This window comes from Waterburya sp., assembly GCF_058530065.1.
The window spans coordinates 17,816-31,824 of the sequence record NZ_JBZNBU010000016.1; the positions used below are offsets into that span (position 1 = coordinate 17,816).

The following is a 14,009-nucleotide window of genomic DNA, read 5'->3' on the forward strand; positions in this document are numbered from 1 at the left end:
TAAAAATACTTTTTTCAAGCGATCGCTTTTTTTACAGGCGATCGCTTCTTGATGTAGTCGCTATATCCAAAGGTGTCCCTAAAAGGATACACTTCGATATATCCTTTAGGACAACGGGTCACAGACTCCTTCGGATTCAGCACTTTTCTCAAGTCGGGGAACCCGCCCACCGAAAGTGCCTCACCGCAACGCGCTACATCGCTTTTTTTACAAATTTTTCGTTTGATTACTTATTGTGCATGAAAATACGCAAACTCTATATCTATTTTTATTTTCTTTGCTATAACTTTATTTCAATTTTAGTAATAATAGCGATGTCTACTATTTGCCAAAAGGAATACTATTAATAATATCAAAAGTTTTGTTTTTCTTACTATTAATATAATTTAATTATGAAAAAAATATTCTGTTTATCTACTATTACATTATCTTTATTGATCTCGGGAATTTCTACTACCCAAGCTTCCGAGTTTGATGAAGGAATTTCTAATGAAGACTTTGCTCAATTGGTATGCGGTCATCTTGAAGGAATGGATGATAAATCTGAAGCACTAGAAGAAATAGAAGCAATGACTGATTCGTTAATCAATGATACTCAGTTAGCTACTCTGGAAGAGTTATCAGAATCTGATTGGGCAATTGAAGATTTTTGTGATTCTTATAATATTTAATACTTTCTTAGATTGACCATGATTTAGAAGCTGAGAGTAACTCTTAAATTCATTATTTATTTAGCGACTGTATCAACTACAGTCGCTATTTATTAGTTTTTGATTATAGTCATTTTAAATAATTTTTGGTATTCATATTATTTTTACAAAAAACACTTATTTTCAAATAAAAATTCACGATTAAAATCAGTAATTATCTTGATTACAAATACATAAAAAATAAGATATATTTGCTATGAATTAGCAATATATAAACTTATTTGTAAGTAACAAACGTACAACTAAAAATCAATAGTTTCAGATCGCAAGCCATGTTTAATAATATGATTTCAAATAAAATTACTGTCAGTACAACTTTAGCTTTTTTAATAGCTACAACTTTAATAGCTCAACCAGGATTTGCAGGTAAAAAGACAACCACATTTGGAGACTCTCCTGGTAAAAGCGGAAGTGCGCCTGGTAAAAATAAAGTATGCAAAAATAATAATGGAATTGGTAACAACTACGATGTTGAATACACAATAGGTAGCTCTACTAGAAGCGTTAGAATCGATCCAGGTAACAAAGGGCAAATTAGCAAATTTAGAGGAGATTTGGAAGCAGAAGGATTCAGCCAAAGTCAAATTGATAGCGCAGTAGATCAATTGGTAGATGCAGAAAAGAATGCTAAAGGTGGAGGTGGAGATTGTCCAACAGTCTCTTCAGATGCTACTGATTACAGTCAAATGTATAGTCACCTTAGTGATTTTCCTTTTTACAGAGGTGACGGTCAACCTACAGACTTTCATAGTGTAAAAGATGGAGGCAAGACTGGAGTTGATGTTTTTCAAAAATTTGCTAATGTCGAACGAAAGAAACTAGATTTAAACGAGATCGAGGCTAGAGTTTTAGACCCCACCAAGCTCGACATCAAATATGATGCAGATATTAAAGTTTATTTTGTTAATGAAGGTGCAGGTTACCGCAATCAATTAAAAGTACAAACTACGGGAACAACTTCATTAGACAAAATGATTTTCCATGATGTTTCCTGTCGCAAACATGAGTATGGTACTAAAACAAAAACTGGATGTATTATCGGAAACAATAATTTAGAACCCGAAAATGCTCTAAATTTGGGAGATTATGTCGATCTTGGTACTGTCGAAGCGGGAACTAAATTGGATTTTCAAGTATTGAAAAATGGTTACGGCAAAAGTAATCCAACGGTTTGGTACACAGATGCAAAGAATAACAGCGACAAACTTCAGCACGTTGTGGCTTATGAGTATGAAAATTATCTAATTTTAGGTTGGGAGGATCTAACCAATGGTGGTGATATGGACTACAATGATGTGGTATTCGTAGTCGATATTGGCAAAAAAAATCTAGAAGAAATCCCTAGTGGTAATAGATTACCTAATGCTAAAGATGATTCAGCTTCGACTCCTGCAAACACTCCTATAACCATTGATGTTATTACAGGCGACACAGATGCCGATGGTGATACTTTAACTATTGGCGGAGCGGATAGTAAAAGCAAACACAAAGGTACAATTAGTATCAAAAATGATAAAGAAGTAATCTATACTCCTAAAACTGGTTTTGTAGGAACAGATCGTTTCTATTATCATGCTGATGACGGTAATAATGGTAAAGATAAGGGTAAAGTAGTGGTCAATGTCAGCAACAACAGTCCTACTGCCGTTAATATAAATGCCGAGACAAGATCTACTGCTGCTATTGATATAGACTTAATTCAAAATAGTAGCGATCCAGATGGACACGAATTGTCTATTGATAGCGTACCAAGTAGTACTAATAATGGTGGCTCAATTGAAATCGATGGAGATAGTATCTCGTATACTCCTAATTCTGAAGCTACCGCATCTTATGTTGATACTTTTGATTATACTATTGTTGACGAATACGAAGGAACTGCTACTGCTACAGTAACTATCAGTGTTAGCGTTAATGGCGCGCCAGTAGCTGTTGACGACGAAGTTGCTATTCCAAGAGGCGAGCTTGCAACAGTAAATGTTCTAGAAAACGATAGCGATCCTAATGACGATACTTTAACTATCGTTGGTGTGACAGATGGTAATCATGGAACAGTAAAAATTGTTGATGGCAAAGCTGTTTATACTCCAGACAGTAATTTCTACGGTGAAGATAGTTTTAGTTACACTATTTCTGACGGACATGGTGGAGATGGAACGGCAAATGTTAGCGTTGAGGTTAATGCTAACTATGCTGATTAAATAGATAAAAAAACAATCTAAAAAGCGATCGCCTTATCTTAGAGCGATCGCTTTTTTTTTGGTATTTTTACTTAAATCAAAATGTTAAAAATATAAATTTACTTAAACTACATTAAAAAGAGTTCAATCTATATTAATTGTTTATATTATTTTTTAGTATATTTATCAATTACATTCATATTTAAAATTGCTAAATTAGATATGTAGTAACTAGAAAGAATTTTGTTTTTTAGGGATTTTATTATAATTACAAATTAAATTATGCAAAAGTTAATTTATATCACGGTCGCTTTTTTGACTTTAACTATTCCTGTTAGAAGCTTTGCTAATGAATCAATAGATTCTCAAGAGTTCAAATATTTAGTTTGTAGCTATATACAAGATAGTGAAAGTATTGATGATGCCATCGATCAAATTGATTTAATTGCTGATGAATTAGATCTAAATGATTCTCAAGAAGAAATTATTGATGAAATTTACCAAGGAGAATTAACCCCAGATAACTATTGTTCTGGACTAGAATTTTGATAAATCACAGATTGATTTAAAGCCTGAAAATATCAAAAATACTATTCATTTTTGATATCAATATAAATTAAAAATTATTTTAGGAAAATCAAACTCACCAATCAATATAATTGTTTGAATTTAAAAAATGAAAAAAATTAATATTTTTAAAAAGCTCTCTGCTATTTTAGCTTTAGCTAGTCTTACTTCGACTATTTTGCCTCAAAAAGTTATAGCCAGTAGCAATAAAACCCCTGTAAGCGTGGAACTTTTTCTTTCTGTTGATGTTTCTGGTAGTGTCAATGCTACAGAATATAAATTGCAGAAACAAGGTTATATTGATGCTTTTAATGATGCCGAAGTCATTGCCGCTATTGAAAGTCTTCCAGACGGTATGGCAGTAGCAATTGAAACTTGGTCTAGTAGCATTAAAAAAACGAGTAAATGGTATTTAATTAAAGATGCAGGAGATGCGGCTAAATTTGTCAAAGCTATTAAAAAGACATTAAATGCCAAAAGTGGTGGAGGTGGTACTGATGTTACCAGAGCTATTAATTCAGCTACAGATAAGATTTTAAATAATCAATATGAAGGAGAAGCGTTAGTAATTGATATATCAGGTGACGGTATTTCTAAAAATACATCTGTAGGAAATCCTAATTCCGATAAATATACTAATTATAAAAACCAGGTTAGAGAGTATCTCGATAATAATGGTCTGAGTGATATTCCCAACCTAGTTAACAAAAGTAGTTATACCTATTCTAGATATAAAAATGAATTTAAACATAATGACTATAAATGCAGTATAGGACAAGATATTAACAGCGATTACAGTGTCAAATGGAAAGTACCAATACAACATCTTTATTGTCCTCCTCTAGAAGAAGCTGTAGCAAATGCAGAAGACAACAACATTACAATTAACGGTCTTCCTATCAATGGTAGTGCTACTACCACAAGTGGTAAAACTTGGCGGGAAGCTGAAATTTCTAGCTATTATCAAAACCACATAATTACTAGTGATGGATTTATTCGTACTGCCAATGGCTTTAATGATTTTTCTAGGGCAATTAAAGAAAAGTTAAAATGTGAAATTACTGGAATAGCTTGTCCTTACGCAGACTAGAACATACTTGTCAAAAATATATAAAAAAAGCGATGCAACGCGTTGCATCGCTTTCTTATTACTTATTACTTATTACTTATTACTTATTACTAAGGATTCAGGATCGGGAATTATGGTGCGATCGCCACAATAAGACGGGTTAAAAGCTGCTTGAATGGAGTAGTCATAGTCTATTTCGGGATGAAAGTAGGAACTGTACAAAAAAGCATATTTTAAAGCTGCAACGGGTTCTTTTTTGATATTTTCGCCGATGTGTTTGCTAATCAAACAGACTTTTTCGTTAGGTTGAATGCGATTGATAAATTCTGCTTTTATTCCTGAGTTTAGATATTTGTCTAGGGTAATAAAAGATGGTTTGGCATAAAATCTACCTGCTCTAGTTAAAACGATTATCAAGAAAATAATATAAATTAATCCCACATATTTTGGTTGCAACCATCGTCCGAGTAATTCTCTATTTTTAGGCAAAGAAATTAAATATAGATTGAGAGACACCAAACAAATCATCCAATACATAAAGTATCTCAATTCGTGGGACTGAGGAAAGTTGATTGGTACAATCGACATAGCGATCGCCGTCAATAAAGCTACTTTGGCTTCTCTGGAAGTAGGATTTTTCTGGGATCTATTAATAATTGCTTCCCTAATAGTTAGTGCGATTAACAACAAGAAATTAAACACTACATAAATGCCCCAAAAACCACCTCTGCGACTGCGAGTATAGTCTTCACTCCATTGATCTGCCGTCCACATTCGAGGAGCATTTATTTCTAATACAGATTTAAGCCAATTTATCTGACGATTCCCTCCTTCGTAGGCTTCGGGACTCAGTTTGTGGTTGAGAACTATACCAGCAATCTCTATTTTGATCGGATATAAAGGATTTTGGTAGAGGACGGTGTTTTTTACGGGAGTAGCAAAAATAATAATACTTGCTAGTAAAGTAAGGGGAATAATTTTGGTTAGTTTTACTGGAAACTTTTGCTGCCAATTAAGCCAGATTAATCTAATACCAGCGAAAATTAAAATAACCAATACTAAAGGTTGCAATTGAGTTTTAGTATTAGCTGCGATCGCAGCACCAATAAAGGCGATCGCTAATTTTTTGAGATGGGGTAATTGCCGATTTTTATAAAAGCTGTAGGTCATCATTACCAGCATCGATGTGCCGACGTTTCCGAGAAGATCGACAAAACTGGTAGTGACATGAGTTAAGACTAGGGGAATAGAAAGTAAAGCGATCGCCGATAAATATAGAGGAACTTTAAAATAACTCCTCAAAAAGAAAAAATATCCCACAATCGAGCAAAAACTGACTAAGTTTGTCGATTGAATTCTTCCTGTAATGCGCCAAAATATACCCTGAAGAAAATGAGCTAATAAGGGAAAACCATCGAAACGGGGTTCAAACCACTTTTCATCGCCAATAAACATTTCTTGGGGTACAATTCCTCCCAACCTAGCAGCAAAAGGAAGATGATACCAACCAGGATCGTAGTGATTGTCGATATCTAGAATTGTTTTTAAAAAGAGAGAAACTACTAAAGTTAAAACAATCAAAGATAAGACTGTTTCTATGCCTATTTTGGTTTGTCTTAGCTGTTTAATGTATCGTTTGCTTGCAGGATTCAACATTAGGAATCTTGAAAAGTTAATAAGGAGTAATTAAGAATTGATTATTGATTTTGTTTAGAAGTAAATAAGGCAAATCTTTCCCTGGAAGAAACTACGGCAAATACTGCCAAAATAATTACTACTGCGACGACATAAAGAAATCTTTGCATCAAAGCAAACTGTACTGCTACATCTTTTAAAACATCGAAGAAACCCAATAAACCAATCCAGCTAAATTCCATAAAACCCAAGTTAGCTGGGGTAAAACTTAAAAGCATGGCTAATTGAACGATGGGAGAAATAAAAGCGATCGCCCAAAGCTTGATTTTGAAACCTCCAGCCATAGCAATTAAGATTCCTCGAACGATCCAGACGGCGTAACGCACTACAGAAATCCAATAAAGGTATAGAGTAAAATTTTTCCCTAGGATTGAATCTTTGCTAGTAGTAATGTTAGCAACATCTGTTTTATTTTTGTTTTTTCGTTGTTTTACCCAGGTGAGTGCTTGAATTAGTCGAGTAATTAAAGAACGATGCCAGCGATTGATAATAAAATGAGTCAGAATTATCGTAGCAATCCAAATAAATATTGCTACCCCTAAAGAGACAGAGCCCAAAACATATAATAAAGAAGTGGGGAATAGTAAGAGGGGAATTAAAAGATTGAAAAACTGATCGTAGATAACCGATAAGAAGCCTTTAGAAAAAGAACTAATTTTGTGGACTCTCAAGGCTATATTCTGCACCATGACCATCCCCACATATTGAGGCATAAACTGCATGGTTAGAGAACCTAAAGTAGTATAAAACAAATAAAATTTTAGAGGTTGATAGTTATCTGGAGTTAGTTTTTGCGTTACCAATCCCCACTTATAAGCAGTTAATACGGTATGAATAATTAAGGTAGCGATTGCCAATCCTGCCAGTAATGGATTTAAGCTATAAAAACTAGCAACAATTTCTTCAATATCTACTTCGGTAAATCTCAGAATTAGCCATACTAAGACAAACCCTACAGCCAGAGATAATACGCTGGAAACAATATTTTTTTTATTTAGCATTTATGGTTAAATATTTATCGCTTATTGGTTGCTACCGATCGCAGATCGCCCAGCAATATTAGCCAGTTTATCGTAACCCCATTTACTCACAAAATCGATCCCAGTTAATTTTGAGATTCCATCTACTTGAGATTGGTATTTTTCCATTAACTGTAGTTTAATTTCTTCGGGCATACTTACTTTTGGTGCTTGATGCCAGAGGAATTTTTCCACAATGTTATCGCGAATAAATTCGTTGAATTCTTGGGATAATAAATTTTTAGAAATATTTTTCAAGACTGGGTTATTGACTAGATTATTAATCCCTTTAAACTTAACTTCTTTGTTAGCATTAACTGTATTGTATTCGGGAGTAAAATCAGGATCTACTGCTAAAAACTCTAAGATTTCTCGATAAATTCTTTGATTATCTGACTTAAATTCTTCAAAAACTACAATTTTAATTTGCTCTGGGCTAAAGCGATCGTAATAGCGTTTCACTTGACGAGCATATTGAACTCGGCGATGGTAATAAAGATAGCTAGGGCTGGTTACTCTAGGACTAGAAACTCTCTCAGCTAGGCGATCTTTTTCTAAAGCCAAGGCAGTCAAAAAATCAGGTTCGTTCTCTTCAGTAAATTTAACGTAATGACTGTGAAGAGAATAGAGAAACTTAGCAGGTTCTCGCAAGATAATGATTATTTTGGCATCGGGATTAAAGTTATAGATTTTTTCTGCTGCTACTTGAGAATAAAGATAGTTGGTAGATGATTCTCCTATAACTTTGGCATCTTCTGCCCCAGCAAACAATTGTAGATATGCAGACTCGCTTCTAAAATCAAAAAAACGTTTTTTGCCATAAGCGCGATCGCTTTCTAAATGGAAATCAGAACAAAAAAAATGGGGTTCTTTGATACTAGACATATAAATTTCTGGATGTTGCCCCAGAAATTGATGCAAAGCAGTCGTTCCAGATTTTGGTTGCCCGACAATAAATAAATTAGGCTTCATAGATCCCAGAGGATAAAAATAATAATCAGCTTAAGTTTGAGTTTGTAGTTTTGCTTTGAGTCGAACGGATATACGCTCGATAATACGAGAATCCTGCCAATATCTACGCCAGCCAGTTGGTCCTAGAGTTAAAAAACTTACTCCTAATTTGAGAAGATTAGCAGATTCTCCATGTACCATTGCAGCTAGGGTTGTATTGACTTCCGTTGAGAAAAATGCCACTTTTGCTACTTCGCTTTTTTCTCGGACATGGAGGTGATTGTGAACTACCAAACGCATCTGTTGGCGAAATTCGGCAATACTAGAACTCCTACGGATTGTTTGGGAGTCGCCATGTACCCTAAAAGCAGCTAGAGGCTTGGGAATATAGTAGGTATCTCCTCGCGAAGCTAGTTTGAGCCAAAAGTCCCAATCGGCTGTGTACCACAATTCGCTGTTTAATACTCCTACATCTAATGCTGTTTGTCTTTTAAAAATAGGAGCAGGAATGGCAATAAAGTTTTGCACCAGTAGCTTTTCTTTCATCTCTGCTAAAGAGACGATCTTTTCTTGCTCGCCTAAAGGACATTGCCACAAGCCTAGGGGCTTACTGTTACTGTCGATAAATACCGCATCGTGAAGATAAAGAACAGCTGAAGAGCTTTTGGCGATCGCATTGCGGATATTTTGCAATCTTCTTTCTAGCCAAAGATCGTCTTGGTGGAGAAAACAAGCATATTCGCCTTTGGCTGCTGCTAAAGCATGGTTGGTATTGGCTACCCAATTACCCTGTCTGGCTTTGGTAATCAAATTAATATTTAGCAAGTCTCGATAGCGATCGACAATTTCTAAAGTATTGTCTGTCGAACCATCATCAATAACCACACATTCGATTTCCCTATCTTGTTGTATTGCTACGGAATTTAATGCGTCAGCTAAATATTTACTCCCATTATAAGTAGGGATAATTACGGAAAGCCAAGGCTGTTTTTCGTTTAACATTTTATCGTTTATCATTTGGCTTTGCTGAATTTAGATATGACCATAGGGTTTGTATTTCTCGAAGATTGCGATCGCCTTATCGTTTTAATCCTAAAATACTTAAGAAAAAGCTAGAGAAAATTGTTTGAATACCCAAAGCCAGACAAGTTACCCCAGGAATTACAATAGGCATTGTTTCGGTTGGATTGAGAGAGCCAAAGTCGTTTTGTCCCCAAATACCAAAAGCGTATATTGAAGCAGCAGTACCTGCAATCAATAGTAAACAACCAGAAATCAAACCTGTTTCGAGATTGAGATATTTAAAAAGTCGATTCAAACGTCTATCTTCAGGTAACAATCCTTCACCGATACCAAACACTTTGGTAAAGAGGGCAAACATCACAATTTGGAAGCCAATGGTCATAGCGGTAGAAGAATAAAGCAGACTATGGACTTTAGGACTGGGTAGTAAAGATAGAGTAGCCAGTAAACCAGCTACAATGAGGAATATTCCAGGGTAGAAAAACAACCAACGGGGACTATACATTAACAAGAAACGTAGATGTCTCCAGCCATCGCGCCAAGTATTGAGATGGGGAGGACGACTGCGACCATCGGGAGATAAAGTAGTAGGAACTTCAGCAATTTGCATTTTATGCAGAGTAGCTTTAACTACCATCTCACTGGCAAATTCCATTCCTGTAGTTTGTAATTCTAAAGAGGAAATTGCATCCTTGCGAAAACCCCTCAAGCCACAATGAAAATCATTACAAGGACTACCAAATAGTAGTTTACCAATGCCTGTCAATACGGGATTGCCTAAGTAACGGTGTAAAAAGGGCATCGCACCAGATTCGATACCACCTTGGAAGCGGTTACCCATAACTAAATCGTAGCCATTACGAAGTTTCTTAATAAAAGGATTCAGGTTGCTAAAATCGTAGCTATCATCTGCATCTCCCATGATGATATAAGTGCCTTTAGCTGCCTCTATACCACCTTTTAAGGCACTACCATAACCTTTTGCTGGAACGTTAACAACTCTGGCATTCAATTTTCTGGCAATTTCTTGAGAGCCGTCAGTACTACCGTTGTCAGCAATAATCACTTCACCTGCCAGATCGTTTTCAGCGATAAACCATTGAGCCTTTTTGATGCAGGTTTCAAGAGTTTCCGCTTCATTGAGACAAGGCATAATAATCGAGACTTCGAGAGCGTTATCTCTCTCTAATCGGTTTATACGTCTATTGATTGGCGTTTCTCTGGCACTGATGTTACCCAACATAATCGATCCTCTTCAATAATTTAGTTAAAAGTTCTGACTCAATATTTGTATCTGTAGCTACTTCTCTTTTTCATTCGCTTGAATTAATAGCTAAACTAAAAAAAATAAAATATGCGATAAGCAATAACCTCAAGCAAAGAAATTACGAAAACTATTTTTTGTAAAATATTGCTTTTTCTAGGGTTGGTCGAAAATAGTTACTTTGTCAGCAATTCCCTACTATTTTTTATCTAAAGTTAATTGCTAACAGTACTATCGCTTTCTTTACTTTTTGAGCTTGATAAAAAAGACAATTTTAAAAATAAATTGATGCTGTTTCAGGGCAATACCTCATACCAGAAAAGTTATAAAAAAATAGTTAATAATTTAATATATTAAGCTTACATTAAGAAAATACTCGATTTCTGTAAAAGTCTGGTGAATGCAATCAACAATAAAATAACAAATATAAATGGAAATAAATAGATTTTAGTTAACTGTATGCAATTCCAGCAAAAATTAGCCATCTTCTTCTTGTTTTGCACGGTTATAATTCTAACGGCTATTTCGACAAGCATTCATCTGTTAGCCGAATCTTGGTGGTTTGAGACAGTAGGCTATGAGTCAGTCTTTTGGCAGCGTCTGATGTGGCAGATGGTTATCTGGAGTAGTACTTTTATCATTTTTGCTGGGTTTTTGAGTTTTAACTATTGGCTGGCATTAAAGCTGACGGGCGATCGCTCATTTAGATTCTTAGAATCTAGTCCTTTAGAGCCTTATACGCCAAAGATAGCCAATTATCTGGCTTTTTTATTGATTTTCTTGATTTCTTTAACTATTGCTAGTCTTAGTGGAGAAAATTGGGATATTATTTTAAAATTCTTTCATGGTAGTCAATTTGAAGTTATTGACCCTATATATCAACAAGATTTGGGCTTTTATTTATTTCGCCTACCCCTATTAGATAATTTAGAAAATTGGTTTCTAATTCTATTAATTTCAGGATTAGTCATATCAGTATTGGTTTATATTTTTAAAGGAATTCTACTTTTTGACTGGCGATGGAGGAGTCTTTTAATCGAACCTAAATGGCAAAAATTATTAACAAAGCCGATCAAAACTCATCTTAGTTTTTTACTGGCTGCGATCGCTTTGGATATTGCCGTCGATTTTTGGTTGGAGCGTTACGAACTCCTCTATTCTTCCGCAGGAGTGGTGTGGGGTGCGGACTATACCGACAGTCACGCCCGTCTATTTGGTTTTTGGGTGATGATTGTCGCTTCTGTATTATTAGGCATCTGGCTAATTGTTGCTACCTGGTGGAATGAGTTAACCTTACCCGTTTACGGTATTGGTATCTATGCCATAGTTTTAATTCTGTTTAACGGTACTCTTCCTCCGCTACAGCAGCGTTTTATCGTCGAACCCAACGAATTAGCTAAGGAAATGCCCTATATTAAACATAATATTCAGTTTACACAACAAGCCTACGGATTGGATGCGATCGAAACAAAAGATTACCAACTAGCCGATACTCCTAACCCCAATCTGATTGCAGATAATCGAGAAACTATTGATAATATTCGTCTCTGGGACTATCGACCTTTATTGAGTACCTATCGACAGCTACAAGAAATCCGTTTCTATTACAAATTCCTCGATGTTGATGTAGACCGTTACCAGCTCAACGGAGATTACCGTCAGGTAATGCTTTCTCCCAGAGAATTCGACTATGGAGAAGTACCCCGAACGGCTCGAACTTGGGTCAACCGCCGTCTAAAATACACTCACGGTTACGGCTTGGTTATGAATCCCGTTAATGAAGTCACAGAAGATGGCTTGCCAGTTCTATTTATTAAAAATATTCCCCCAGTTTCCCAAACAGATCTAACTATCGAAGAACCTGCAATTTATTATGGGGAATTAACGAAAGACTATATCTACACTGGGATGGATACTCCTGAATTTGACTACCCTCGTGGCGATGAAAATGCCTTTATCAAATACGATGGTTTGGGAGGAGTAGCGATCGATAGTTGGTGGCGCAGATTGGTATATGCCTACGATTTTGGTAGCCTGAAAATTCTAACTTCCAATTACTTTACTCCCAATTCCCGCATTCATTATTATCGACAAATATCCCAGCGAGTTAGTCACGTCGCACCTTTTCTCAAATTTGACAGCGATCCTTATATAGTAGTTGTCAATGGTAGATTGAAATGGATTATTGATGCTTACACCACTAGCAACCGCTATCCCTATGCCGAAGCCGTAGCCCAGGAACATCAAACCAAACTAATTAAGCAAAAAAACATCAACTACGTCCGCAACCCCGTTAAAGTTGTCGTCGATGCCAAAGATGGCACGATGGATTTCTATGTCGTAGACGAAAACGAACCAGTCTTAGCTACCTACCGTAAAATCTTCCCCAATCTATTTCAACCCCAAGATACCATTCCTCCAGAAATTAAGGCTCATTTCCGCTATCCCCAAGATCTGTTTGAAATTCAAGCAAAAATGTACTTGAGCTACCATATGGAAGATCCTCAAGTCTTTTACAATCGAGAAGATGATTGGCGTTTTGCTACCGAACTATACGACGGCACACAACAAGAAGTAGAACCAGACTATCTTATTCTCAAATTACCAGGAGAAATAAAACCAGAATTCTCTCTAGTTTTACCTTTTACTCCGATCAATCGAGATAATACTATTGCCTGGATGGCTGCCCGTTCTGATGGAGAAAATTATGGCAAACTAAGACTATACGATTTTCCCAAACAAGAATTGGTTTATGGCACATTCCAAATAGAAGCCAGAATCGATCAAAACCCAGAAATTGCCGAACAAATAACCTTGTGGAGTCAAAGGGGTTCGAGAGTGATTAGAGGAGATATTTTAGTTATTCCTTTAGATGGTTCTTTACTCTACGTCCAATCTCTCTATCTCCGCGCCAAAAAAGGAGAATTACCCGAACTTGCCCGCATTATCGTAGCTTATGACAAAGAAATTGTGATGACTCCCAGTTTAGAGCAATCTTTGGCATTGGTTGCGGGTAATAATAATCTCGATCTACCCCCACTGATTAATTCTGGAGACAAAAGATCGGCTTTAGAATTATATCAAAAAGCCCAACAAGCTCTGCAACGAGGTAATTGGATTGAATACGGACAATATCAACAACAATTACAGGATTTATTGGAAAGTTTTTGATTATTTTTAATTTGGTAAATGAGAAACATATTGCCAAAAATAAATTCTCACTAAGGTTATATGAAATCTAAAAAAGAATGCTACATATAGTTTTTATAGGTCAGGAGTCAGAGGTCAGAGGTCAGGGGTGCAGGGGAGAATAATTAACAACCCCGAACTAACAACATTATTTGTAGCAAACATTTAAGTATTTCATATTAGATTAAAGGAAAAGCAAAATAAGCAATCCCTTCTGAGGGTCTTGCACGCTTTTGGTGATCCAAGAATCAGGCGATCGCTACTGGTTAAAATGTCAATAAAAGAAGATTTTGTGAGTAAATAGAATGAAACCTAAAAAAGCGGTTATTTATGTCAGAAAAC

At 35.7% G+C, this 14,009-nt stretch carries 10 protein-coding genes; 5 read left to right on the plus strand and 5 right to left on the minus strand.

Annotated elements, in window-relative coordinates; all coding sequences use genetic code 11:
* Nucleotides 1-392 precede the first annotated feature (392 nt).
* The 4 genes from AC33VI_RS01005 (at nucleotide 393) to AC33VI_RS01020 (ending at nucleotide 4,547) form a co-directional block, all read left to right on the plus strand.
* A complete protein-coding gene (locus AC33VI_RS01005; protein WP_491780405.1) occupies nucleotides 393-671 on the plus strand; it encodes a hypothetical protein in 279 nt (92 codons plus the stop codon).
* Between the two features lie 323 nt (nucleotides 672-994).
* On the plus strand, nucleotides 995-2,911 hold the full coding sequence (locus AC33VI_RS01010) for an Ig-like domain-containing protein (RefSeq protein WP_491780406.1): 1,917 nt from the start codon (nucleotides 995-997) through the stop codon (nucleotides 2,909-2,911).
* Nucleotides 2,912-3,172: 261 nt separating this feature from the next.
* Nucleotides 3,173-3,439 (plus strand): hypothetical protein, encoded by a 267-nt coding sequence (locus AC33VI_RS01015; RefSeq protein ID WP_491780407.1) that lies wholly within the window; start codon nucleotides 3,173-3,175, stop codon nucleotides 3,437-3,439.
* Nucleotides 3,440-3,566: 127 nt separating this feature from the next.
* Nucleotides 3,567-4,547, plus strand: coding sequence for a DUF1194 domain-containing protein (locus AC33VI_RS01020; RefSeq protein WP_491780408.1), 981 nt, complete (start codon nucleotides 3,567-3,569; stop codon nucleotides 4,545-4,547).
* 72 nt (nucleotides 4,548-4,619) lie between these two features.
* Here the strand turns inward: AC33VI_RS01020 and AC33VI_RS01025 are convergent, their stop codons facing one another.
* The 5 genes from AC33VI_RS01025 to AC33VI_RS01045 form a co-directional block, all read right to left on the minus strand.
* Nucleotides 4,620-6,182, minus strand: a complete 1,563-nt coding sequence (locus AC33VI_RS01025) for a hypothetical protein (RefSeq protein WP_491780409.1) — start codon at nucleotides 6,180-6,182, stop codon at nucleotides 4,620-4,622.
* 41 nt (nucleotides 6,183-6,223) lie between these two features.
* A complete protein-coding gene (locus AC33VI_RS01030; protein ID WP_491780410.1) occupies nucleotides 6,224-7,222 on the minus strand; it encodes a lysylphosphatidylglycerol synthase transmembrane domain-containing protein in 999 nt (332 codons plus the stop codon).
* 21 nt (nucleotides 7,223-7,243) lie between these two features.
* Nucleotides 7,244-8,212 carry a sulfotransferase family protein gene (locus AC33VI_RS01035; RefSeq protein WP_491780411.1) on the minus strand — a complete coding sequence of 323 codons (969 nt, stop codon included), beginning with the start codon at nucleotides 8,210-8,212 and terminating at the stop codon, nucleotides 7,244-7,246.
* Between the two features lie 30 nt (nucleotides 8,213-8,242).
* Nucleotides 8,243-9,208, minus strand: coding sequence for a glycosyltransferase (locus AC33VI_RS01040; protein ID WP_491780412.1), 966 nt, complete (start codon nucleotides 9,206-9,208; stop codon nucleotides 8,243-8,245).
* Between the two features lie 61 nt (nucleotides 9,209-9,269).
* Nucleotides 9,270-10,457 carry a glycosyltransferase family 2 protein gene (locus AC33VI_RS01045; RefSeq protein WP_491780413.1) on the minus strand — a complete coding sequence of 396 codons (1,188 nt, stop codon included), beginning with the start codon at nucleotides 10,455-10,457 and terminating at the stop codon, nucleotides 9,270-9,272.
* A 480-nt stretch (nucleotides 10,458-10,937) separates the two neighbouring features.
* Between AC33VI_RS01045 and AC33VI_RS01050 the strand changes: the two genes are divergently transcribed.
* On the plus strand, nucleotides 10,938-13,649 hold the full coding sequence (locus tag AC33VI_RS01050; protein WP_491780414.1) for a UPF0182 family membrane protein: 2,712 nt from the start codon (nucleotides 10,938-10,940) through the stop codon (nucleotides 13,647-13,649).
* Nucleotides 13,650-14,009: the final 360 nt, after the last annotated feature.

What these genes read in the sequence shown, in the direction of transcription:
- AC33VI_RS01020 (WP_491780408.1), top strand. Translation starts at nt 3,567, where the DNA reads ATGAAAAAAATTAATATTTTTAAAAAGCTCTCTGCTATTTTAGCTTTA.
- AC33VI_RS01035 (WP_491780411.1), bottom strand. Translation starts at nt 8,212, where the DNA reads ATGAAGCCTAATTTATTTATTGTCGGGCAACCAAAATCTGGAACGACT.
- AC33VI_RS01010 (WP_491780406.1), top strand. Translation starts at nt 995, where the DNA reads ATGATTTCAAATAAAATTACTGTCAGTACAACTTTAGCTTTTTTAATA.
- AC33VI_RS01030 (WP_491780410.1), bottom strand. Translation starts at nt 7,222, where the DNA reads ATGCTAAATAAAAAAAATATTGTTTCCAGCGTATTATCTCTGGCTGTA.
- AC33VI_RS01005 (WP_491780405.1), top strand. Translation starts at nt 393, where the DNA reads ATGAAAAAAATATTCTGTTTATCTACTATTACATTATCTTTATTGATC.
- AC33VI_RS01025 (WP_491780409.1), bottom strand. Translation starts at nt 6,182, where the DNA reads ATGTTGAATCCTGCAAGCAAACGATACATTAAACAGCTAAGACAAACC.
- AC33VI_RS01050 (WP_491780414.1), top strand. Translation starts at nt 10,938, where the DNA reads ATGCAATTCCAGCAAAAATTAGCCATCTTCTTCTTGTTTTGCACGGTT.
- AC33VI_RS01045 (WP_491780413.1), bottom strand. Translation starts at nt 10,457, where the DNA reads ATGTTGGGTAACATCAGTGCCAGAGAAACGCCAATCAATAGACGTATA.
- AC33VI_RS01015 (WP_491780407.1), top strand. Translation starts at nt 3,173, where the DNA reads ATGCAAAAGTTAATTTATATCACGGTCGCTTTTTTGACTTTAACTATT.
- AC33VI_RS01040 (WP_491780412.1), bottom strand. Translation starts at nt 9,208, where the DNA reads ATGATAAACGATAAAATGTTAAACGAAAAACAGCCTTGGCTTTCCGTA.